Source organism: Burkholderia sp. SJZ089, assembly GCF_007828315.1.
GTDB classification, from domain to species: Bacteria; Pseudomonadota; Gammaproteobacteria; order Burkholderiales; family Burkholderiaceae; genus Burkholderia; species Burkholderia gladioli.
Window position 1 is genome coordinate 88,438 of the sequence record NZ_VIUM01000001.1, and the last position, 22,118, is coordinate 110,555.

Here is a 22,118-nt window from a genome sequence, read left to right on the forward strand (position 1 = left end):
CCGCCCGAGCTCAGGCCGCCTGCTTGCGATCCGCCGAGGCCGATGCGGCGCCCGCGGCCGGCGTTCCCACCTTCCAGACGAAGGGCGGCTCGGTGCCGTTGACCGAGCGATCGCCCACGATGCGCGCCTTGTAGACCACCGGATTGTGCGAGGACACCGTGCGCGCGTTGCGCCAGTGACGGTCGAGATCGCTCGCCTCGCGCGTGGCCGAGGCACCCAGCGCGTTGAACAGATGGGTGGTCGCGCGCAGCACCAGCTCGGTCACCACCACCTGCCCCTGGGCCGATTCGAGCTCGGCGGCGAGGTTGGCGGCATGTTCCCCGGCGCCGTCCGAACCATCGTGCAATGCATAGGCGAGTTGCGCCGGCTCGGCCGCGCGCAGCGCGATCGCCTCGGCGGCATAGGCCCAGGACGCCACCTCGCCGACCACCTGCAGGATCTGCGGATCGTCGCCGGCGCGCGTGCCGTTGCCGTGGCTGTAGACGCGCCGCCGCTCGCGCACCAGCCGCGCGGCGTCCTGCTCGGCCGCGCGCGCGATGCCGGCCAGCGTGGCCAGGTGGAACAACTGGTAGAAGGCGGTCTGGTAGCGGAAGCGCCGCGAGAACTCGACCAGCCCGTGCGGATCGACGCGCGCCGCCTGGAAGCGCGTGGTGCCGCTGCCGGTGGTGCGCTGGCCGAAGCCGTCCCAGTCGTCGACCAGGCTCACGCCGGGCTGGGCCGTGGCCACCGCCGCGATCACCGGGCTCAGGTCGTCGGCGCGCTGCGCGTAGACGTCGATCCAGTCGGCGAACAGGCTGCCCGTCGTATAGAACTTCTCGCCGTCGACCACCCATTCTCCATTGCGTCGCGAGACCTTGGTGCCGGCCTCGCCGAGCGCCGCCTCGCCGATCTCGCTCCAGGCATTGCCGACCAGCTGGCCGTCGACGAAGCGCGCCAGCCAGGTATCGCGCGCCTCGCCGGGCTCGGCGTTGAGCCAGTCCTCGACGAAGGCGAAATGGCCGCGCAGCGCTTGCGGCAGGTTCGAATCGGCGGCACCCAGCTCGATCAGCAGGCGCAACAGTTGCGGGATCGAGGCGCCGGCGCCGCCGGCCTCGGCCGGCACGCGAATCGCGCCGAAGCCGGCCTGCTTGAGCCAGCGGATCGGCTCGACCGGCAGCTCGCGCCGGCGGTCGCGCGCCACGGCGCCTTCGGCGATGCGCGCGAAGATCGGCCGGAAGCGCGCGGCCAGCGTCTCGTAGTCGGTGCCGGTGGACAGCGCGGGAGGGGCGGTGCGGGACATGGGGCTTTCCTTGCGGGTGGACCAAGCCCGATTTATACGAAGCCGCGCACGGCGCTGGCAACCAAGCAGTTCGGGGATCGATATTCCGGGCAAGGGAAAAGCGTCGGCCGAAGCACGAGCACGAGCGTCGGCAAGGGAGCGGGCGCGGACTTCGGGATGGATGCCCGCCTCATCCCGAGCCCCGGCGGCAAGCGCCCGCCGGCCGAAGCACGAGCACCAGCGTCAGCCAGGGAACCGGCGCGGGCTTCGGGAGGAATGTCGCCTCGTGCCCGGCCCGGGCGGCAAGCGCCCGTTCAGCCGCGACGTTGCACGGCCGGATCGGCCAGCAACTCGCCGAGCGTGCGGATCGCGCGCTCCAGCTCGTCCGACCAGGGATGGCCGAAGTTCAGGCGGATGCAGTTGGCGAAGGCATGCGAGGCCGAGAAGATCGGCCCCGGCGCGAGCCCGACGCCGCGCGCCAGCGCCCGCGCGTGCAGGGCCATCGCGTCGATCTCCGCGGGCAGCTCGATCCACGCGAAGTAGCCGCCTTGCGGGCGGGTCCAGCGCACCTCGCGCGGCAACCAGCGCGCGATCGCACGCGCCAGCGCCTCCAACTGGGCGGCCAGCGCCGCGCGCAGCCGGCGCAGATGGCGGTCGTAGCCGCCGTGTTCGAGATAGTCGGCCAGGCCCGCCTGCACCGGGATGCTGGCCGAGATGGTGGTCATCAGCTTGAGGCGCTGCACGCGCGCCGCGTAGCGGCCCGCTGCCGCCCAGCCGATCCGGTAGCCCGGCGCCAGCGTCTTCGAGAAGGAACTGCAGTGCATCACCAGGCCGTGGCGGTCGAAGGCGCGTGCCGGCAGCGGCGCGCGGGAGCCGAAATGCAGCTCGCCATAGACGTCGTCCTCGATCAGCGGCACCTGGTGGCGCGCCAGCAGCTCGACCAGGGCGCGCTTGCGCGCATCGGCCAGCAGCGCGCCGGTCGGATTCTGGAAGCTGGTCATGAACCAGCAGGCGCGGATCGGATGGCGCGCCAGCGCCTCGGCCAGCGCTTCGAGGTCGAGGCCGCGTTCGGGATCGACGGGGATCTCCACCGCGCGCAGGTCGAGCCGCTCGATCGCCTGCAGGGCCGCGTAGAAACCCGGCGCCTCGACCGCCACCACGTCGCCCGGCCGCGTGACCGCCATCAGGCACAGGTTCAGCGCCTCCAGCGCGCCGTTGGTGACCACGATCTCGTCGTGCGGCTGGGCGATGCCCAGCCCCAGGTAGCGCAGCGCGATCTGGCGGCGCAGCGCCTCGTTGCCGGGCGGCAGGTCGACCACCGTGCTCCACGGGTCCAGCTCGCGCGCGGCCGTCGCCAGCGATTTCGCCAGGCGCGGCAGCGGGAACAGTTGCGGAGCGGGGAAGGCCGAGCCGAGCGGGGCGATGTCGGGGCGCTTGACGGCGTCCAGCACCGAGAACACCAGTTCGCTGATGTCGACGCGGGTGGAGGGCGCATGCGCGAGGGCGTCGTCGCCGGCACCGGCCTGGGGCCCGGCCGTGGCGGCGCAGCGGGCCGCAGCCGCCGCCAGGCGCGCACCCGGCGCGACGTAGTAGCCCGAGCGCTCCTGGGCGCGGATCAAGCCCCATTCCTCGAGCAGGTAGTAGGCGCGGAACACGGTCGACTGGCTCACGCCGTGCTGGGCGATGATCTGGCGCAGCGAGGGCAGGCGCGCGCCGACCGCCACGTTGCCCGAGCGGATCTCGTCGGCGAGCGCGTGCGCGAGCGCCTCGTAGCGCGTGGTCGCGGCGCTCGGGCCGGCGCGGCGGCTCATCGGGAACGGGCGCGCTGGAGGCAGGGCGCGGGCAGGCGGGGCATGGCGTGGAGGCGGAAACGTCGGTCGGCGCATTGTAGGGGATCGATCGCCGATCGAACAACGCGGAATCGATCGAGGGGGGGGCCGCCGCGGGGCGCGACGTCGAGCCTGAAAGGGGGCTCGGATCGGGGCGGCACGACGAACCAAGCCGGTCGCGAGTCGAGCCGGCGCGAACCGGATGCGGCTCGAACCAATCGCGGCTCGAACCAGGCATGGCGCTGAACGAGCACGGCCCGAACCCCGTGCAGCCAGAACCCAGCACGGCTCCAAGCAAGCACTGCCCCAAGCAAGCACCCCCCCAGCCGCTCCGGCCTTGCGGCGCGGGCCGGCCGAACGCTATGCTGATCGCCCAGGCGCCGCCGGCCCGCCCGGCTCGATCGATCTTCCAGGGAGACACCTCCATGCCGTTTTCCGCCGGTTCCTTCGACGCGGTCACGGCCGCGCTGCTCGCCGCGGTCGCGCCCTCGCGCGTGCTCGATATCGGCTGCGGCGCCGGCAAGTACGGGCGGATGGTGCGCGCGGCGCTGCCCGGGGCGCGGCTCGAAGGCGTCGAGATCGAGCCGTCCTATGTCGAAAAGTACGGCCTCGACCGGCTCTACCACCCGCTGCACCTGACGAGCGCCACCGAGATCCCGGCGCGCATGGTCGACGAGATGTTCGACCTGACCATCATCGGCGACTGCATCGAGCACCTGCCGAAATCGGCCGGCCTCGACCTGCTCAACTTCCTGACCTATCGCTCGGCCTACACCGTGATCGTGCTGCCCGAGGCGGCGATCCAGAATTCGGTCGACAACGTGCTGTCCGAGGCGCATGTCTCGGTCTGGTCGGAGCGCGACTTCGGCTGGCACGACAACTGGGCCTGGGCCCAGGTCTGGCAGATGCAGTATTTCATCCTGCGCGGCTACGCGCCCGCCCGCATCAGCCTGGCCGACCTGGTCGCGACGCTGCACGCGCGCCAGTTCGTGCTCGAATACGACTGGGTGCGCGCGCCGCTGGCCTTCACCCACGTCAACCACACCAAGCTGGTGCCGACCGGCGACGGACGCAGCGTCTACTGGCGACAGCAATAGCCGCGAGGCGGGCCGCATCTCGACAGGTGGCGATGCGCCCGCCGGCTGCCGGCGGCGAGCTCGCCGGCCTTCCCAGCGCAGCCCATTTCCATTTCAGGTTTAATCGCTTGGTCGCGCCGATGCGCGGCACTAGCATGGCGCATCGGCTCTCATCGCGCCGCCTGCCGCGCCTCGCGCGCGCCCGGCGGCTTCAACGACTCCATGGAGGACAGGCAGATGGCAAGGCGTTCACTCGGCAACTCGGAGATCCAGGTCTCGCCCATCGCGTTCGGCGGCAACGTGTTCGGCTGGACGGCCGACGAAGCCACCTCGTTTTCGCTGCTCGACGCGCTCGCGGACCACGGCATCAACTTCATCGACACCGCCGACGTCTACTCGGCCTGGGTGCCGGGCAACCAGGGCGGCGACTCGGAAACCATCATCGGCAAGTGGCTCAAGCGCAGCGGCAAGCGCGACAGCGTGGTGATCGCCACCAAGGTCGGGCTGCTCGAGGCGCGCGCGGGGCTGTCGCGCGAGAACATCCTGAAGGCGGCCGACGATTCGCTGCGCCGCTTGCAGACCGATTACATCGACCTCTATTTCTCGCATCGCGACCTGGCCGACACGGCCTCGCTGGAGGAGACGCTGGGCGCCTATCGCAGCCTGGTGGAGGCGGGCAAGGTGCGCATCATCGGCGCCTCGAACTACAGCGGCGCGCGGCTGCGCGAGGCGGCCGAGATCAGCCGTCGCGACGGCCTGCCGGCCTACCAGGTGTTCCAGCCCGAGTACAACCTGTACGACCGCGCGGAGTACGAGAGCGATCTCGAGCCGGTGGTGAAGGAGCTGGGCCTGGGCGTGATCAACTACTACGCGCTGGCCAGCGGCTTCCTGAGCGGCAAGTATCGTTCCGAGGCCGATTTCGGCAAGAGCCAGCGCGGCTCACGCGTCGAGAAGTACCTGAACCCGCGCGGCCTGCGGATCCTCGAGGCGCTCGACGCGGTGGCCGGGCGGCATCGCTCGACGCCGGCCTCGGTCGCGCTGGCCTGGCAGATCGCGCGGCCGAGCATCACCGCGCCGATCGCCAGCGCCACCTCGCTCGAACAACTGAAGGCGCTCGGCGAGGCGATCCGCCTCGAACTGAGCGCCGCCGACGTGCGCGAGCTCGACGAGGCCAGCGCCCCGGCCTGAGCCGCCCAGGCCGATCCTCATCCACCGTGGCCGGCCCGCATGCGCTCGCATGGGGCCGGCGCGGTGTCTTTCCCGGCGCTTCAGCCGCCCGTCCTCGAGTCCGGCCCGGGCACGGGAACTGCTCGTCGCCCACCCGGCCATCTCGCATCGGGCAAGGCTCGCGAGCCGGTCATTCGTCAGCTTTATCGCCGCCGATGCGCGTGGAGTTGCATGCGCAACCATCCCGTCATCCGGATGTTTCCCAGGCGAGCATCTCGAATCACGCGAGGATCGGTCAGCCCGCCACGATGGCGATATGTCCTTGGCTATTTTTTACCGATTGCCATGAATGATTTATCGAATGCCGGCTGAAATGATTCATTCGAAATCGTTGAATGGCAGAGACCAATCATTTCATTCGCGTCGATACCGGCGCTACGCGCCACCGTACCGGGATTCGCGGATTCGGCGACGACCTGCTCGGCAATCACGCAGCATCCATCGCGTTCGGCAAGTACCGGACAACATTGTGTCGTCACTGTGACGCTTTCCGGCAAATGGATTTGCCAGCATTCGTTATTTGGCTAGAATCGCCGTATTCAAAAAAAGGGCGGTCCAGTGGCGCCATGCCATGACCTTGTGGTTTGCCCGCTTGCCGATCGACGCACTGGAAATCGATGACGAGACGCCGCCTGTTCGATAAGCGGGAGCCAGACTCCCGCAATGACGAAGCAGATACTAGACACGCCCGAGCCGCACGGATGGCGCGCATCATGCGCCGCTGGTTCGGCGTGGCCGCGTTGCTGGCCTCGGGCCTGGCGAGCGCGCCTGCCGCGCTGGCTGCCGACGATGCACCGGCGGCATCCGTTCCCGCCGCCTCGCCGCTGAAGTCCGCCGCGCAACCGTCCTTCGCCCTCTATTACGGCAAGCAGCCTCCCGTCGAACTGCTGTCCGCCTACGACGCGGCGGTGGTCGAGCCCGACAGCGGCTTCGATCCGCTCGCGCATCCGCTGCCACACACCACCTGGTTCGCCTACGCCAGCGTCGGCGAGGTGCTGCCCTCGCGCGACTATTACGCGAGCATCCCGAAGAACTGGTTCGCCGGCAGCAATGCCGCCTGGGCCTCGCGCGTGATCGACCAGGGCCAGCCCGACTGGCCGGCCTTCTTCGTCGATCACGTGATCCGCCCGCTGTGGGAGAAGGGCTATCGCGGCTTCTTCCTCGACACGCTCGATTCCTACCAGCTCGCCGCCACCACCGACGAGGCGCGTGCGCGCCAGCAGGCCGGGCTGGTCGCCGTGATCCGCGCGATCCGCGCGCGTTATCCGGCCGCGAAGCTGATCCTCAACCGCGGTTTCGAGATCCTGCCGCAGGTGCACGACCAGGTCTACGCGGTCGCCTTCGAATCGCTCTATCACGGCTGGAACCAGGCCCAGCAGCGCTACGTGGCGGTGCCGCAGGCCGATCGCGACTGGCTGCTCGGCCAGGCCAGGACGATCCGCTCGCAATACGGCCTGCCGGTGATCTCGATCGACTACTGCGCGCCCGGCGATAGCGCCTGCTCGCGCGACGCGATCGAACGGATCCGCGGTGACGGGCTGGTGCCCTATGTGACCGACGGCGCGCTGGCCACCATGGGCGTGGGCGCGGTCGAGCCGCTCAAGCGCCGCATCCTGGTGCTGCAGGACCCGCCCGCGCGCACCGACCTGAACGTCTCGCCGGGCGTGCGCTACCTGGCCATGCCGCTCAACTATCTCGGCTACCAGGTCGACTACGTGGACGCGCGCGGGGAACTGCCGGGCGGCGCCTTGTCGGACCGCTACGCCGGCATCGTGCTCTGGCTCAACAACGACGTGCCGCGCGGCGCCGCCTATCGTGCCTGGCTCGAGGCGCAGGTCGACGCGCACATGCCGATCGCCGTGTTCACCTCGTTCGGCACGCCGATGGACGTGCAGCTCGCGCGCAAGCTCGACCTGACGATGGTGGACGGCGCGCCCGCCAAGGGCCGCCTCGAGGTGGAGAACTACGACCCGCGACTGATGGGCTTCGAGATGAAGCCGATGCCCGATCCGCGCGACTACACGGCGGTGCGGGCCGGTGCGCACAGCCGCTCGCTGCTGCGGCTGCGCTCGGGCGCCTTCGAGATCGACGGCGCGGCGCTCACGCCCTGGGGCGGTTATGTGATGCGGCCGTTCGGCGTCTACTCGCTGGGCGCCGTCAACCAGTCGCGCTGGGTCACCCAGCCGCTCGAATTCCTGCGCGCCGCGCTGCGCCTGCCGGCCGACATGCCGGTGCCCGACACCACCACCGAGAACGGCCGCCGCCTGCTGATGTCGCATATCGACGGCGACGGTTTCGCCTCGCGCTCCGAGTATTCGACCGCGGCCATGCCGAACTCCCCGGCCACGCCGCTGTATTCCGGCGACGAGCTGTACCGGCTGCTGCGCGATTCGGGCATGCCGACCACGGTCTCGCTGATCGAGGGCGAGGTGAGCGACGAGGGCCCGTATCGCGCCTTCGCCGCGCATCTGCGCGGGATCGGCCGCAAGCTGTTCGAGCTGCCGAACGTCGAGGTGGCCACCCATACCTACACGCACCCGCTGCAATGGATGCGCGTGACGGGGCTGGGCGTGTCCGACGACGACGCGCCGGCCGAGGGCGGCGGCACCGCCAGCTCCAGCGGGCTGTCGATCGACATCCCCGGCTACCGCTTCAGCATCGACCGCGAGGTGGGCGGCTCGATCTCCTATATCGACCGCGAGATCGCGCCGGCCGCCAAGCCGGTGAAGATGGTGCTGTGGAGCGGCGACTGCCAGGTGCCCGCGCCGGTGCTGAAGGCGGCCTACCGCGCCGGGGTGCTGAACATGAACGGCGGCGACACGCTGATCACCAAAAGCTACCCGAGCTGGACCGCGATCGCGCCGCTGGGCGTGATGAAGGACGGGTATTACCAGGTGTTCGCGCCGAACCAGAACGAGGAGCTCTATACCGACCTCTGGCACGGCCCGTTCTACGGCTTCACGCGTGTGCTGGAAACCTTCGCGATGACCGACGCGCCGATCCGCTTCAAGCCGATGGACATCTACTACCACATGTTCTCGGGCACCAAGCTGGCCTCGATGAAGGCGCTCGAGACCATCTTCAAGGCGGTGCTGGCGCAGCCGGTCACGCCGGTGTTCTCGTCCGATTACGCGCGCAAGGTGCTCGACTCGCTGGACATGAGCATCGCGCGCGACGGCGATGCCTGGGTGATCCGCGATGCCGGCCGCCTGCGCACGGTGCGCCTGCCGGCCGGCAAGGTGCCGGACCTGCGCGGCGCCACCGGCGTGGCCGGCTACGCGCCGGGCCCGGGCGGCACCTACGTGCACCTGAGCGGCAGCCAGGCGCGCTTCGCCGTGATCGACGCCGCCCAGGCGCCGCGCATCCCCTACCTGGCCGACGCGAACGGCTCGCTCGACAACTTCGAGCGCAACGCGCGCGGTTTCTCCTTCGACCTGCATTCGCTGATCGTGCCGCAGTTCCGCCTGGCCAATGCCGGCGCCTGCCGCGTCACCCGCCATCCGCTTGCCTCCACCCCTTCGAGCCTGCATGTTGACGTCGCCTGCGACATCTGAGCGCCAGCGGTTCTTTCCGCTGCCCGTGGTGCTGGTCCTCGGCGTGCTGATCGGCGCGCTGCTGCTGCTCGCCTATCCGCGCAGCAAGCTCGACGTGCGCGTGCTGGCCGGCACCGACAGCCTGTCGATCGCCTACCTGGAAGCCTGGCTGCGCATCGAGCCGAACAATGCCGAGGTGCAGGCGGTGCTCACGCGCGCCTACCTGCGCGGCGGGCGCAGCGCCGACGCGGCGCGCATGCTCGACCGGCTCGATGCCGCGCGGGACGCGTCGGCGCGGCAGAACGCGCTGGCGATCCGCATCTCGATCGCGCAGCGCCATCTCTACGCGCTCAAGCCCGACGATCCGGCGCGCCCGGCGCGGATCCGCGAACTCGACGCGCTGCTCGCGCAGGCGGTGGACCGCCCCTGGGACCTGGAGGCGCTCGGCGCCCTGGCGCGCCAGGCACGCGGGCTCGGCGACAACGCGCTGGCCGGCCGCTATTACGCGCGGCTCGCGCAGCAGGATCCGGCGCATGCCGATGCCTGGCTCGCCGAGCTGGCGGCCACCCGGCTCGGCGGCCAGGACTATCGCGCGGCGGCCGACGCCTGGTTCGCGCTGCAGGCACGCGCCGCCACCCGGGCGGCGCGGCGCGATGCCTTCATCGCCGGCGTCAAGGCGCTGCAGTCGGGCAACGACATGGGCGGCGCGATGGCCGCCGCGCAGGCGCACCTGGGCGATCTCGGCGACGATCCCGACACGCTGCGCTTCCTGTCGAACGTGGCGCTCGCGGCGGGGCGGCCCGATCTGGCCGCGCAATATGTGAAGCGCTTGCTGCAGGTGCTCGGCGATGCCGGTGCGCAAGCCGGCGCGATGCGTCTCGCGAGCCTGCGCCTCGACGGCGCCATGGGCAGGGCGCTTACGGTTCAGCGCTCGGGCGATGGCGCCGGCCCGGCGGCCGTGCACGCCGGCGGCACCGAGCACGACCAGCCGCTGATCGCCCATCGCAACGACCAGGGTCTGTGGCTGCGCGCGGCCTGGCTGCCGGCCGTGAAGCGCCGCGCGCTGCCGTTGCGCGATGCGGCGGCGCGTTCGGGCGAGGGCGTGCAACGGCTGCGGATCGCCTCGACCACCGCCTCGGCCTCGAGCGCGGACGGCAAGGTGGTGACGGGGCCGATCTCGGGCAGCGCGCCGGCTTCGGCGAACGCGCCCGCCGCGCCAGCGGACTCGGCCAGCACCACGGTCACGCCAGCCGTGCCGGTTTCGCCGCCTTCCGCCGCGGCGTCCGACGCAGCCCCGAAGCAGAAGGCCGGCGATGCCGATTTCGCGCTGGCCTATCGCGTGTTCCTGGCCGCCGGCGATGTCGCCAGCGCCGAGCGCGTCGCGAACCAGGCGCTCGAGCGCGACCCCGGCGCCGCGAGCTGGCGCGAACGGCTCGCCCAGGTGGCGGAATGGAACCACCATCCCGACGTGGCGCTGGCCAACTACCTCGCGCTCGCGCAGTCGCGCGGCGACGCCCATGCCTGGCAGCAGGTGGCGCGGCTCGCGCCGGGCCTGAACGACCAGCGCGCGATGCTGGCGCTGACGCTGCACCAGGCCGATACCAGCCCCGGCGACGTCAAGCGGCTCGACGCGGTGGTCAACGCCTACGAGCTGAACGGCGACCCCGACGGCGCGCTGCGTTTCCTGCAGGCGCGTTTCAAGGGCCCGCTCGGGCGGCTCGCGCGCGAGCGCTACGCCACCGAAGCCGAGCGCAAGGGCGACGACGACCTGGCCCTGCGCAGCTGGCAGGACCTGGAGCGCGACTACGGCCCGAACGCCGGCTACGCGCTGAAGATCGCCACCATGCTCTACACGCGCACCCGCTTCGACGCGGCGCTGGCCGCGATGAACGAGGGCAAGCGCGGCGCCACGCCGGCCGACCAGGATTTCTGGCGCTTCTACGCGCTGCTCGGCACCACCACCCAGCAGCAGCACGACACGGGCGCCGGTTATCGCGAACTGCTGGCCAGCGGCAAGGCCGGCCGCGACGACCTCGAGGCGATGATCGGCTTCTACGACGACACCCCGATCGACGCGGCGCGCCTGGCCGAATACGGCTACCGGCAGACCGGCAACGTGCGGATGCTGACCCAGGCGATCTATTACTACGAGCGCGCCCACGCGCGCGGCCGCATCTCGCCCTTGCTGGCCTCGTTGAGCGCGGAGCAACTGGCGGCGGCCGAGCAGTCGGCGCCGTTCCTGCTGGCGCGCGCCCAGTACGAACGCGACGCGGGCCGCCAGCAGGACGTGGCGCGCGACGTGCAGCGCGCGCTGGCGATCGCGCCCGACAGCACCGAGGCGCAGGTCACCTGGCTCTGGTACCTGAACGATCGCGGCACCGAGGCGCAGTTGCGCGACACGATGCGCCGCTACGGCGCCCATGCCGAGAGCGACGCGCCGCTGTGGCCGCCGATGATCGCGGCCGCGCTGCGGCTCGGCGACGGCCGCATGGCGCTGCATTACCTGCGCAAGCAGGCCGACGCGAACCGCCAGGATCCGCTCTGGCGCCTGACCTTCGCCGATGCGCTCGAACTCGACGGCCGCGCCGACGATGCCTGGCAGTTGCGCAAGTCGACCTGGGTCGAGCTGGCGCGGCGCCGCCGCGACCCGAACGCGGCGCCGCTGCCCGAAGCCGAGCGCGAGGACCTGGCCGGCCGTTTCGTTTCGTTGACCACCCAATTCGCCAACGGCGACCAGTCGCGCGCGGTGCTGATCGCAATGCTGCGCGCCGACGCGGCCGGCGACGGCGACGATGGCAATGGCGGGCCGGGCGGCGCGGCCTATCCGTCGCAACTCGGCGATTTCGCCATGCTGCCGCCGCTCAAGCAGCAGGCGATCCGGCGCGAGCAGCGCGTGGTCTCGGCGATCGCGCGCGAGGCCGCCGTCTCCTGGGCGCAGGCCCAGCAGGAACCCGACCTCGAGCACGCCTGGCTGACCAGGCTGTTCATCGACCGCAACACGCGCCCGGTCTATGCCGAGGCGCAACTGGCGATCGACGAGGGCGACGTCGATACGCTGAACCGCCTGCTCGACACGCTGCCGGACCTGATCCCGCGCCAGAACCGTGTCGACGCCCAGGCCCTGACGGGGCGCCTGACCGATGCGCAATCGACGGCCTACCAGTCGCTGATCGCCACCCCGCACGACGACGTGATGCAGCAGCAGTTGCGCGACAACCTGATGAAGAGCGCGCAGTCGGTCGACGTCTCGACGCGCTACAGCAACCAGGGCGCGCTGCGCTACAACGAGCAGAGCGCCTCGGTGGGCACGCGCCTGACGCCCTCGCAGAGCGTGCGCCTGACCTACCGCCAGCGCGAGCAGTCGAGCGACGCGGCCACGCTGCCGCACATCCCGAGCCAGGACCGCGTGCTCAGCGCGATGTACCGCCACCAGTGCCAGGACGACCAGGAAACGCTGACGGTAGGCCGCCGCGAGGCGCTGCGCGATATCACCACCGCGCGCGTCGACGGCCGGGCGCGCCTGAACTCGAAGCTCACCCTGAGCTACGCGCTCGGCTACAACCAGGACGCGACCGAAACCACGCAATTGATGGTGGGCGGCGTCAAGGACCTGGCCACGGTGGGCTTGAGCTACCAGTTCGATCCACACTGGTTCGGCAGCGGCCGCTACGAATACTCGCGCTTCCACGGCCAGGACCGGACCTATTTCGGCGACGGCCACCTGCTGGAGCTGAGCGCCGGCTACAAGATCAAGGCCGACTATCCCGACTACACGATCCGCGCGGTCTTCACGCACGGGCAGTACGGCAACGCCGGCGGCACGCCGGGCGCGCAGCTGGCGGCGATCCTGCCGGCCGGCACGCCGCCCACCGCGGCCGCCTTCATGCCGCAGACCTTCACGCAGGGCGCGCTGCTGTTCTCGTTCGGCGACGACCTGCCGGAAACCTATTCGAAGGGCTGGCGGCCGATGTTCTCGGCCGGCCCGGTGCGCGACTCGCGCGCGGGCTGGACCGGGCAGGTCGAACTGGGGCTCGCCGGCAGCGTGTTCGGCGGCGACCAGGCCTTGCTGTACGGGCTGTATCAAGGGGCATCGTCGAACAGTTCGACGTCCGTGAAGGAAATCGGCGCGCGGTACCGCTGGCTGTATTGAACGCAATCTGAGGAGAAACGCATGAACACGAAGCACGCATCGCGGCACCTGCGGGCCGTCGCGCTGGCCGGCGCGGTCACGCTGGCGGCGGCCGCGCTGGGCGGCTGCGCGGTGCTCGACCAGAGCGCGGCGATTCCCGCCGCCAAGGGCGAGACCTGGACCGTCCTGCCGATCGCCAACCACACTGAGACGCCGCAGGCCGGCCAGCGCGCCGGCTCGATCGCGCAGAGCCTGCTGCGCACCTTCGGCTACCAGAACCTGGTGGCCTACCCGGGCGGCGGCGACGACGAGACCCTGTTCGACCCGGCCAAGCCCGATGCGCAGCAGAACGCGCTGAACTGGGCGCGCCAGCAGAACATCCACTACGCGCTGACCGGCTCGGTCAACGAGTGGCGCTACAAGGTCGGCGTGGACGGCGAGCCGGCCGTCGGCCTGAGCTTCGACGTGATCGACGTGCAGACCGGCAAGGTGGTCTGGACCGGCACCGGCAGCCGTACCGGCTGGAGCCGCGACGCGCTGTCGGGCGTGGCGCAGAAGCTCGAGCGCGAGCTGCTCGCGCCGCTCGGCCGCTGAGCCTCCATGGGTTCGTGGGCGAGGGCGGGGCGGTGATGAAACCGATATCGACATCGATCAGGCGGTGGGCATGAATACCCAGGCAACCGGGCCGGACCCGGGCGAGTCGCGCGCGGCGTCGCGGTCGCGAACCGTGCGCGCGACCGGCGCGGCGGCATGGTGGAGCACGCTGATCGCGCCGCCCGAGGGCAGCGCGCGGCGGCGCACCGTCGCGCTGCTCGAGACGCTCGGCTTCACGCTGATCGCGATCGGCCTGTGCCGCGCCTTCTCGGCCGACGATCCGCTGCTGATCCACAGCGGCTTCGGCTGGATCTGGCTGGTGCCGGTGGTGGTCTCGCTGCGCTACGGCTCGGTGGCGGGGCTGGTATCGGGCTTCGTGCTGCTGGCCGCCTGGTATCTGCTCTATCCGGCCGTGCCGGTGCCGGTCGTCACCGCGGTGGCGGCCGGCACCGGCGGCGCGAGCGCGGTGTTCACCGGCGACACGGTGCTGAGCCGGCCGTTCCCGGTCGGCTTCTTCTTCGGCGGCTTTTTCCTCACGCTGCTGACCGGCCAGTTCGGCGACATCTGGATGTCGCGGCTGCGGCAGAACCGGATCGCCAACGACTACCTGTCCGAGCGCCTGTCGATCCTGACGCGCAACCAGTTCATGCTGCGGCTCTCGCACGAGCGGCTCGAGCAGGACCTGCTGAGCCGCCCGGCCACGCTGCGCGATTCGCTGGCGCGGTTGCGCGCGGTGGTGTTCGAGCAGTTGCCGACGCCGGCCGAGCAGGGCGATCTCGCGCTGCGCGGCGCCCAGGCCTTCCTCGACGCGGCCGCGCAGGCGGTGCAGCTCGAGGTGGCCAGCGTGCACACCTGGCGGCAGGGCGCGCCGGCGGCCGAGGTCGCTGCGTCGGTGGGCGGCGCGGGGCCGCTCGACGTGCACGATCCGCTGGTGCGCGAGGCGATCGAGACGCGCCGGCTGGTGCATGTCGACGCGCAGGCGCATGCCAGCGCCGCCGCGATCGGCAGCCGCTACCTGGCCTGCGTGCCGCTGCTCGACGTGAAAGGCGAGCCGGTGGGCGTGGTGGCGATCGAGCGCATGCCGTTCCTGGCGCTCACGCGCGACAACCTGCAGTTCCTGCTGGTGCTCTGCAGCTTCTATGCCGACGGGGTACGCCATGCCGAGGTCTCGCACGAGATGCTGAGCGCCTTCCCGGCCTGCCCGCAGCGCTTCGCGCTCGACTACGCGCGGCTGGTGCATCTGCGCCGCGATTCGCGGGTGCTGTCCGCGGTGGTCACCCTGGTGTTCGACAACGACGAGCTGGGCGCCGCGCTCAGCGAGCACATCGTGCGCACGCGCCGCGCGCTCGATTCGCAATGGGAGGTGATCGGCGGCAAGCGCCGCGCCGTGCTGACCCTGATGCCCTTGTCCGGCGCCAGCGGCGTGGACGGCTACCTGCTGCGCATCGAGGACAACCTGCGCGCGCAGTTCGGTGTCGATTTCGAGGCGGCCCACGTGGCGGTGTATTCGATGAACGTGCCGGCCAGCGAGCCGATACGCCCGCTGGTCAAGCTGATGGAGCACTGCGGTGTCGCCGGCTGAGCCGCGCCGGCCCGACCCGGCCAGCCCGCGCGCGCCGGCCGGCGACACGCTCGGCGCGCTGCTGGCCGCGCTGACGCTGGCGCTCGGCATCGCGCTGCAGCTGCTGGCCTGCCTGCTGACGCTGCGCAGCCTGCCCGATCCGTCGGCGCAATGGCTGAGCGGCCTGCCGGTCGATGCCGGCGCCGCGGCCGCGGCGGCCGAGGCCAATACACGGGTGTTCGCGCTGTGCCTGCTGGTGCAGCTGCTGGCCGCGCTGTTCGCCGCCACCGGCAGCGCGCGGCTGCTGCCGCGCCGGCTCAGGCCTGTCACCTGGCGCGGCCTGCTGCTGCTCGGCTTTCTCGACTTCGCGGTGCCCCTGGGCGGCGTCCTCTGCACGCTCGGCGCCTTCGTGCTGTCGCGCGTGCTGCCGGCCAACCGCGCGAGCCTGGCCGTCAACACGGTGGAGGAGCCCGAATTCGCCGAGTACCTGATCGGCTCGGTGTCCTACGGCCGCGGCTCGCGGCTCAAGGCCGAGCTGCGCAATGCCGAGGCCAGCGTCGATTTCCGCATGACGGCACTGCTCGCGTTGCAGTCGCTGCCGGTGCGCACCGTCTCGCCGATCCTGCAGGAGATGCTGGCCGACCCGCTCGACGACATCCGCCTGCTGGCCTACGGCAGCCTGGAGAGCAAGGAGAAGGCCCTGACCCAGCGCATCACGGCCGAGCGCGCCGTGCTCGACGCGCCCGGCGGCGCGGCGCGCTCCGGCGTCGAGCGGGCCCGCTCGAACAAGGTGCTGGCCGAGTTGTACGGCGAGCTGATCTACCAGCAACTGGTGACGGGCGACGTCTACGACAACGCGATCTCGCAGGCCGAGCGCTACGCCGAGGCGGCACTCGCGCTGATTCCCGAGGACGCGGCGCTGTGGCGGTTGCGCGGCCGGCTGGCGCTGCTGCGCCGCGACCTCGACGCGGCCGACGCGATGCTGCAGCGCGCGATCGACTGCGGCTTCCCGCGCGACCGGCTGCTGCCCTACCTGGCCGAGGCCGCCTACTGGCGCCGCGATTTCCCGCGCGTGCGCAGCCTGCTGGGCGCGATGGACCGGCATGCCGTCACGCCGACCCTGCAGGCCGCCCTCGATTTCTGGCAACCGGCCGCCACCGCCGCCGGCGCCCCCCGCGTATGAGTTCCACCATGACCACACCGGCCACGCCCGCGCTGCCGCGCGCCACCTCCGCCGACGTGCTGCTGCTGCTCGAGGGCACCTTTCCCTACGTGAGCGGCGGCGTGTCGAGCTGGGTCAACCAGATGATCCGCGCCTTCCCGGAGCACAGCTTCGCGCTGTGCTTCCTCGGCAGCCGCCCGCAGGACTACGTCAAGCAGCAGTACGCGCTGCCCGACAACGTGGTGCACCTGGAGACCCACTATCTCTACGATTTCGCGCCGCCGCCGCTGGTGAAGAAGATGGGCGGCGACGCCGAGGCCTTCGCGCGCTCGGCGCAGCTGCACGAGACCATGCGCAACCCGGCGATGCGCGAGGTGGGCGCGCAACTGCTCAAGTCGATGCTCGAGGACCTGAAGCCGGGCGGCGCGCTCGGCGAGGACGCCTTCCTGTATTCGAAGCAGGCCTGGGATTTCCTCACCGACCAATACCGCAAGCACTGCACCGATCCGTCCTTCGTCGACTACTTCTGGACCGTGCGCATCATGCACAAGCCGCTCTGGCAGCTCGTGCGCGTGGCCGAGGGGCTGCCGGCAGCCAAGGTGCTGCACACCGTGTCGACCGGCTACGCGGGTTTCCTCGGCGCGCTGGCGCACTACCGCAGCGGGCGGCCGCTGCTGGTGTCCGAGCACGGCATCTACACCAAGGAACGCAAGATCGACCTGTTCCAGAGCGAGTGGATCCGCGACAACCGCAGCATCTTCGAGCGCGACGTCTCGCAGGTCGGCTATTTCCGCGATCTCTGGGTGCGCTTCTTCCAGGCCCTGGGCCGCGCCTGCTACGACGCGGCCAGCGACATCATCGCGCTCTACGAGGGCAACCGGCAGCGCCAGATCGTCGACGGCGCGCCGGCCGATCGCACCGGTACGATCCCGAACGGCGTGAACCTGGCGCGTCTCGCGCCGCTGCGCGCGCAACGGGCCGCGGCGGTGCCCAAGACGCTGTGCCTGATCGGCCGGGTGGTGCCGATCAAGGACATCAAGACCTTCATCCGCGCCATGCTGACCGTGTTGCGCCGCATGCCCGAGGCCGAGGCCTGGATCGCCGGCCCGGAGGACGAGGATCTCGCCTACGCGCAGGAATGCCGCGCGCTGGTGGACAGCCTCGGGCTCAAGGACAAGGTGAAGTTCCTCGGCTTCCAGAAGATCGACGAGCTGCTGCCCAAGTGCGGGCTGCTGGTGCTCAGCTCGATCTCGGAGGCGCTGCCGCTGGTGGTGCTGGAGGGCTTCGCGGCCGGCGTGCCCTCGGTGACCACCGACGTGGGCTCCTGCCGGCAGTTGATCGAGGGCCTGCCCGGCGAGGACGCGGCGCTGGGCGCGGCCGGCCGGGTAGTGCAGATCGCCGACCCGCGCGCGCTGGCCGAGGCCGCCATCGAGCTGTTCCAGGACGACAACTGGCACGCCGCGCAGCGCGCCGGGGTGGCGCGCGTGGAGCGCTACTACACGCAGGAGCAGATGATCGGCGCCTATCGCACGCTGTACCGGCGCCTGGCGGATGCGCCGGCGCAGTCGGCCGCGGACGGGCCGCCGGCCCGCGCGGCGCACTGAGGAGGGCGGCGAACCATGGCCGGAATCGGATTCGAGCTGCGCAAGATGCTCCGTCGCAACACGCTGACGGGGCTGATGCAGGCCTATACCTACGCGGGGCTGATCGGCGCCGGGCCCTGGGTGCTGTCGATCGTCGGGATCCTGCTGATCGGCGTGCTGAGCGTGCCCTTCGTCAAGCCGAACGGCGCGGTCACGCAGTTCCAGGTGTCGGTCACCTACCTGATCGCGGTCTCGCTGGTGCTGACCGGGCCGCTGCAGCTCTGGTACACGCGCTTCACCTCGGACCGCCTGTTCGAGAAGCGGCGCGAACTGGTGCTGCCGAACTTCCACGCGGTGATGCTGGTGGTGACGGCCGCCTCGGCCCTGATCGGCGCGTTGCTGGCGCTGTTCGCGTTCGGCGGCCAGACCGCCGGCTACCGGCTGCTGATGCTGGCGGGCTTCGTGGTGATGAGCAATATCTGGATCGCCACCATCTTCCTGTCGGGCATGAAGCGCTACGTGGCGATCATCGTGGTGTTCTTCGTCGGCTACGCGGCCACCGCGCTGGCCGCGCTGGCGCTCGAGGGCTTCGGGCTGACGGGCCTGCTGGCCGGCTTCGTGGCGGGCCAGGCGGTGCTGCTGTGCGGCCTGCTCGGGCTGATCTACCGCGATTTCGACAGCGACCGCTTCATCTCCTTCGAGATCTTCGAGAAGCGCTACCGCTATCCCTCGCTGATGCTGATCGGTTTGCTCTACAACCTCGGCATCTGGATCGACAAGTTCATGTTCTGGTACTCGGCGGGCACCGGCCAGCCGGTGATCGGCCCGCTGCGCGCCTCGATCATCTACGACATCCCGGTGTTCCTCGCCTACCTGGCGATCATCCCGGGCATGGCGGTGTTCCTGCTGCGCATCGAGACCGACTTCGTCGAGTACTACGACGCGTTCTACGACGCGGTGCGCGAGGGCGCCTCGCTGCAGCACATCGAGCGCATGCAGCGCGCCATGGTGGAGGCGTTGCGCGAGGGCGTGTGGGAGATCCTGAAGATCCAGGCGATGGCCGCGCTGATCCTGTTCGCGGCCGCGCCGACCCTGCTGCACTGGCTGAAGATTCCGGCGCTCTACCTGCCGCTGCTCTATATCGACGTGATCGCCGCCAGCATGCAGGTGGTGTTCATGGGCATCATCAACGTGTTCTTCTACCTCGACAAGCGCCGCATCGTGCTGTGGCTGGTAGGGGCCTTCGTGGTGCTGAACGTGCTGCTGACCGCGCTGACGCTGGCCTCGAATCCCGCCGCCTACGGCTATGGCTTCGCGCTCGCGCTGTTCGTGGTGATGCTGGCGAGTCTCTACTGGCTCGATCGCAAGCTCGACACGCTCGAATACGAGACCTTCATGCTGCAGTGAGCGCTGCTGGCGGCCGGGCCCGGGACGCCCGCCTCGGTGCCTCAGCCGACGGCGCCCGGGTGGAACGCGGACAGCGACACCACGCCGTCCGGCGCCAGTTGCAGCACCGCCTGCCGCGCGCCGTGCTCGATGCGAAACGAGCAGGTCGCGCCGTCCTGGCCCATCACGCCGCGCTCGACCGGGTTCGCCGCCAGCAGCTCGCCGGCCGCCGCCAGGTAGCGCTCCACCAGGTGCCGCGCCTCGTGGGCGGCCTGGTCGCGGTAGCCGCCATGGCGGACCATCTGCTGCGCGCCGCGCGACAGGCGCGAGAAACCGAGCATCCGCCCTTGCCGCAGCCAGGCCTGCACGGCGGCGGCCACCTCAGACGGACCGACCAGCCCGCCGACCTGCGGGCAGTCGAGTGCGCCAAACAGCAGCGGCAGCAGCGTCTGCACCGCCGTGCGCGCCGCGTCGCGGCGCTGCGCCGCATTGGTGGCGGCGTGGTTGCCGAGGCCGTCGACGCGGTCGAGGTAGAGCCGGAAGTAATCGCAGAATTCCTGGGGCGTGCGCGCCATCTCGATGCCGAAGGCCGCCGCCTCGCGCTGCAGGTATTCGGCATGGCCCGCCAGCTCCGGCAGTTGCCCGAGCGCGGCCAGCGCCAGGCTGCCGTCGAGGTCGAGGGCCTGGAACAGCGGCGCGGTTTCCACCCCCAGCTGGGCCAGCCAGCCGGTGCCGGTGGCCAGTTCCTCGTGCGGCAGCAGGTGATGCGCGTCGAGCACCGCGCGCGAGCGCGACACAGCAAACTCCGAGTCGTCGCCGGCCTCGACGATCGCCAGCGCGCGCAGGTCGGCCAGGCTCAGCGTCAGCAGCTTGACCGGGCTGACCAGCAGTTGCAGCCTCGGCAGCAAGGTCAGCGGCGAGGCGTGCAGGCCGCGCTGCACGCCGTCGAGCAGATGCGTCTCGTCGGGGAAATCGTAGCGGGCGCCGGGCGAGGCGATGGCCCAGGCGAGCCACTCGATGCCGCCGTCGACGAAGGCCAGCGCGATCCGCGAGGGTTCCGACAAGCTGCCGAGGCCTTGCTGCAGCCGGCCTGAAACGATGACGGTCATGGGTGACTCCTGCTGGATGGAAGCGCGGGCGGCGAGCCGGTCATTGGAAGATGCGTGTCGTGGCTTCGCCGGTGGTGGCGGTGTCGACCGAATACAGCGTGGCCACGCCCATCACGGTGGCGGCCTGGGCGGTAATGTTCTGTTGCTGCTGGGCATTGGTGGCGTTATGGGCGGCGTTCGAGAGTGCCTGCGCAGTCGCCACGAAGAGATTGCCCATCGCCACGGCCGGGGCGTCGCCGAGCACCTCGGTATCGGCCTGGGTGACGGCATCGGTGATCTGGGTGTTGACGGCGGTCGGGAATGCCATGTTCGCTGCTCCTCGGTGAGGCGGCGCGAGCCAATGCGCGTCGCGCGCACATGGTGGCACGTCGACCGGGGCCGCGCCAGCGTGTAAACCTGGGCCTGGACTTGGGCTTGTGCGCCGGGACGGCTTCCCGCCTTCAGCGGCTGCCGTCGTCGTCCTTGCGCTGGTGCTTGGTGGCGTACATGGCCTGGTCGGCGCGGTCGATCACCGCGCCCTGGGCGCCGGTCAGGCGCCGGCCGCGTTCGGCGACGAAGGCCATCGCGCTGCCGGGATCGAGGCCGAGTTTCGCGATCCCGGTCCGGGTGCCGGCCCAGTTCTTTTCGTGACGATATTGGCGGGCGTGAAGCCTCGTTGAAAGGCGTTGTCGAAAGCCGTTGTCGAAAGCCGCTTGACGTGGCTTCGACGGCTGGAAGGGCGGCCGCGGCGGCCTCATACGCGAGCGCGTCGCGGCGGTTCGCGTGGCGACGCATCGGTTCACGGCCCGTGGCCAGGTCCGTGCGAGACGCGCCTCGCCAGCCGTGCCGCGCGTCATCGCGCCGGCCTCACAGCACGTTGAGCATCGCCAGCGCGGTTTCCTGCAGCGAGGGCAGCACACGAGCGAGGGCCGCCTCGGCCGTCTCGCCGCCGATCGGCATGTTGGTGCTGAGCGCGGCCACCACCTCGCCCTGGCGGTTGCGCAGCGGCACCGCCACGCCGCGCACGCCCACCTGCAACTGCTGCTCGATCACCGCATAGCCGTCGTCGCGGGCCTGCACGATCTTCTGCCGCAGCCGCGTCTTGTTGGTCAGCGTGTGCGGCGTGTAGGGCGGCAGTTCGGTGGTCGCGAGCCAGGCCGCCACCTCGTCCGGATCGTGCCGGTGCGCGAGCAGCACCACGCCGGCCGAGGCCAGCGGCGCGGGCACGCGCGCGCCGAGCACGAAGCCGGTACTCATCACGCGCGACACGCCGTTGCGCGCGATCACCACCAGCTCCCAGTCGTCGAGCACGCTGACATAGGCCGATTCGTTGAGCGTCGCGCTCAGTTGCTGCAGGTAGGGCTGCACCATGCGCGGCAGCCGCGCAGAGTCGAAGTAGGACCAGCCCACCCGCAGCACCCGCGGCGTGAGGCCGTAGAGCCGCCCGTCGGTCTGCACGTAGCCGAGCGACTCGAGCGTGAGCAGGTAGCGTCGCGCGGCGGTGCGCGTGAGGCCGGTACGCGCGGCCGCCTGAGTGGGCGTCATGCGCGCGTGCTCGCTGTCGAACGCCTCCAGGATCATCAGGCCTTTTTCCAGGCCGGCGATCCAGTCGCGTTTGTCGAGGGGGGCTTTCTTCATGGGCCGGGTCCGGGAGAGGCACGGCGGCCGGCGCGAGGCCGGGCCGACGTGGCG

16 protein-coding genes are annotated in these 22,118 nt (G+C 70.8%); 10 read left to right on the forward strand and 6 right to left on the reverse strand.

The window, feature by feature from the left end:
• Window positions 1-10: 10 nt before the first annotated feature.
• Window positions 11-1,279 (reverse strand): acyl-CoA dehydrogenase family protein, encoded by a 1,269-nt coding sequence (locus tag FB600_RS00340; protein ID WP_096751103.1) that lies wholly within the window; start codon window positions 1,277-1,279, stop codon window positions 11-13.
• Window positions 1,280-1,572: 293 nt separating this feature from the next.
• On the reverse strand, window positions 1,573-3,069 hold the full coding sequence (locus FB600_RS00345; RefSeq protein ID WP_096751104.1) for a PLP-dependent aminotransferase family protein: 1,497 nt from the start codon (window positions 3,067-3,069) through the stop codon (window positions 1,573-1,575).
• A 443-nt stretch (window positions 3,070-3,512) separates the two neighbouring features.
• Between FB600_RS00345 and FB600_RS00350 the strand changes: the two genes are divergently transcribed.
• The 10 genes from FB600_RS00350 to pelG all read left to right on the forward strand — a co-directional run bounded on the left by FB600_RS00350 (window position 3,513) and on the right by pelG (window position 19,359).
• On the forward strand, window positions 3,513-4,184 hold the full coding sequence (locus FB600_RS00350; protein ID WP_186016954.1) for a class I SAM-dependent methyltransferase: 672 nt from the start codon (window positions 3,513-3,515) through the stop codon (window positions 4,182-4,184).
• A gap of 216 nt (window positions 4,185-4,400) precedes the next feature.
• The gene (locus FB600_RS00355; RefSeq protein WP_025098931.1) at window positions 4,401-5,351 is read left to right on the forward strand and encodes an aldo/keto reductase; all 951 of its coding nucleotides are present in this window, start codon (window positions 4,401-4,403) and stop codon (window positions 5,349-5,351) included.
• A gap of 374 nt (window positions 5,352-5,725) precedes the next feature.
• Window positions 5,726-5,965, forward strand: a complete 240-nt coding sequence (locus tag FB600_RS00360) for a hypothetical protein (RefSeq protein WP_127837756.1) — start codon at window positions 5,726-5,728, stop codon at window positions 5,963-5,965.
• Between the two features lie 126 nt (window positions 5,966-6,091).
• Entirely contained in the window at window positions 6,092-8,944 is a 2,853-nt protein-coding gene (locus FB600_RS00365) for a bifunctional glycoside hydrolase 114/ polysaccharide deacetylase family protein (protein WP_244256399.1), read from the forward strand.
• On the forward strand, window positions 8,919-13,073 hold the full coding sequence (locus FB600_RS00370; protein ID WP_145756026.1) for a tetratricopeptide repeat protein: 4,155 nt from the start codon (window positions 8,919-8,921) through the stop codon (window positions 13,071-13,073). The genes FB600_RS00365 and FB600_RS00370 overlap by 26 nt, the downstream gene beginning before the upstream one ends.
• A 21-nt stretch (window positions 13,074-13,094) precedes the next feature.
• Entirely contained in the window at window positions 13,095-13,646 is a 552-nt protein-coding gene (locus FB600_RS00375) for a hypothetical protein (protein ID WP_013690258.1), read from the forward strand.
• 70 nt (window positions 13,647-13,716) lie between these two features.
• Entirely contained in the window at window positions 13,717-15,228 is a 1,512-nt protein-coding gene (locus FB600_RS00380) for a PelD GGDEF domain-containing protein (protein WP_145756027.1), read from the forward strand.
• Window positions 15,215-16,390, forward strand: a complete 1,176-nt coding sequence (locus FB600_RS00385; protein ID WP_186024615.1) for a sugar ABC transporter permease — start codon at window positions 15,215-15,217, stop codon at window positions 16,388-16,390. Before FB600_RS00380 ends, FB600_RS00385 begins: the two co-directional genes overlap by 14 nt.
• 8 nt (window positions 16,391-16,398) lie before the next feature.
• Window positions 16,399-17,973 carry a GT4 family glycosyltransferase PelF gene (gene pelF, locus FB600_RS00390; protein ID WP_145756028.1) on the forward strand — a complete coding sequence of 525 codons (1,575 nt, stop codon included), beginning with the start codon at window positions 16,399-16,401 and terminating at the stop codon, window positions 17,971-17,973.
• A gap of 15 nt (window positions 17,974-17,988) precedes the next feature.
• Entirely contained in the window at window positions 17,989-19,359 is a 1,371-nt protein-coding gene (pelG, locus tag FB600_RS00395) for an exopolysaccharide Pel transporter PelG (protein ID WP_145756029.1), read from the forward strand.
• 41 nt (window positions 19,360-19,400) lie between these two features.
• Here pelG and FB600_RS00400 read toward each other — a convergent pair whose 3' ends face one another.
• From FB600_RS00400 to FB600_RS00410, 4 genes are all read right to left on the reverse strand, one after another.
• Window positions 19,401-20,447, reverse strand: a complete 1,047-nt coding sequence (locus FB600_RS00400) for a hypothetical protein (protein WP_145756030.1) — start codon at window positions 20,445-20,447, stop codon at window positions 19,401-19,403.
• Between the two features lie 40 nt (window positions 20,448-20,487).
• Entirely contained in the window at window positions 20,488-20,754 is a 267-nt protein-coding gene (locus FB600_RS00405; protein WP_096751111.1) for a RebB family R body protein, read from the reverse strand.
• Between the two features lie 133 nt (window positions 20,755-20,887).
• Window positions 20,888-21,010, reverse strand: a complete 123-nt coding sequence (locus tag FB600_RS37575) for a hypothetical protein (RefSeq protein WP_261383277.1) — start codon at window positions 21,008-21,010, stop codon at window positions 20,888-20,890.
• Window positions 21,011-21,293: 283 nt separating this feature from the next.
• Complete coding sequence (locus FB600_RS00410; protein WP_145756031.1) at window positions 21,294-22,064, reverse strand: IclR family transcriptional regulator C-terminal domain-containing protein; 771 nt, start codon at window positions 22,062-22,064, stop codon at window positions 21,294-21,296.
• Window positions 22,065-22,118: the final 54 nt, after the last annotated feature.

Excerpts from the sequence above, each read along its gene's own strand:
- FB600_RS00340 (WP_096751103.1), bottom strand. The coding sequence starts at position 1,279 with ATGTCCCGCACCGCCCCTCCCGCGCTGTCCACCGGCACCGACTACGAG.
- FB600_RS00345 (WP_096751104.1), bottom strand. The coding sequence starts at position 3,069 with ATGAGCCGCCGCGCCGGCCCGAGCGCCGCGACCACGCGCTACGAGGCG.
- FB600_RS00350 (WP_186016954.1), top strand. The coding sequence starts at position 3,513 with ATGCCGTTTTCCGCCGGTTCCTTCGACGCGGTCACGGCCGCGCTGCTC.
- FB600_RS00355 (WP_025098931.1), top strand. The coding sequence starts at position 4,401 with ATGGCAAGGCGTTCACTCGGCAACTCGGAGATCCAGGTCTCGCCCATC.
- FB600_RS00360 (WP_127837756.1), top strand. The coding sequence starts at position 5,726 with ATGGCAGAGACCAATCATTTCATTCGCGTCGATACCGGCGCTACGCGC.
- FB600_RS00365 (WP_244256399.1), top strand. The coding sequence starts at position 6,092 with ATGGCGCGCATCATGCGCCGCTGGTTCGGCGTGGCCGCGTTGCTGGCC.
- FB600_RS00370 (WP_145756026.1), top strand. The coding sequence starts at position 8,919 with ATGTTGACGTCGCCTGCGACATCTGAGCGCCAGCGGTTCTTTCCGCTG.
- FB600_RS00375 (WP_013690258.1), top strand. The coding sequence starts at position 13,095 with ATGAACACGAAGCACGCATCGCGGCACCTGCGGGCCGTCGCGCTGGCC.
- FB600_RS00380 (WP_145756027.1), top strand. The coding sequence starts at position 13,717 with ATGAATACCCAGGCAACCGGGCCGGACCCGGGCGAGTCGCGCGCGGCG.
- pelF (WP_145756028.1), top strand. The coding sequence starts at position 16,399 with ATGACCACACCGGCCACGCCCGCGCTGCCGCGCGCCACCTCCGCCGAC.
- pelG (WP_145756029.1), top strand. The coding sequence starts at position 17,989 with ATGGCCGGAATCGGATTCGAGCTGCGCAAGATGCTCCGTCGCAACACG.
- FB600_RS00400 (WP_145756030.1), bottom strand. The coding sequence starts at position 20,447 with ATGACCGTCATCGTTTCAGGCCGGCTGCAGCAAGGCCTCGGCAGCTTG.
- FB600_RS00405 (WP_096751111.1), bottom strand. The coding sequence starts at position 20,754 with ATGGCATTCCCGACCGCCGTCAACACCCAGATCACCGATGCCGTCACC.
- FB600_RS37575 (WP_261383277.1), bottom strand. The coding sequence starts at position 21,010 with ATGGCCTTCGTCGCCGAACGCGGCCGGCGCCTGACCGGCGCCCAGGGC.
- FB600_RS00410 (WP_145756031.1), bottom strand. The coding sequence starts at position 22,064 with ATGAAGAAAGCCCCCCTCGACAAACGCGACTGGATCGCCGGCCTGGAA.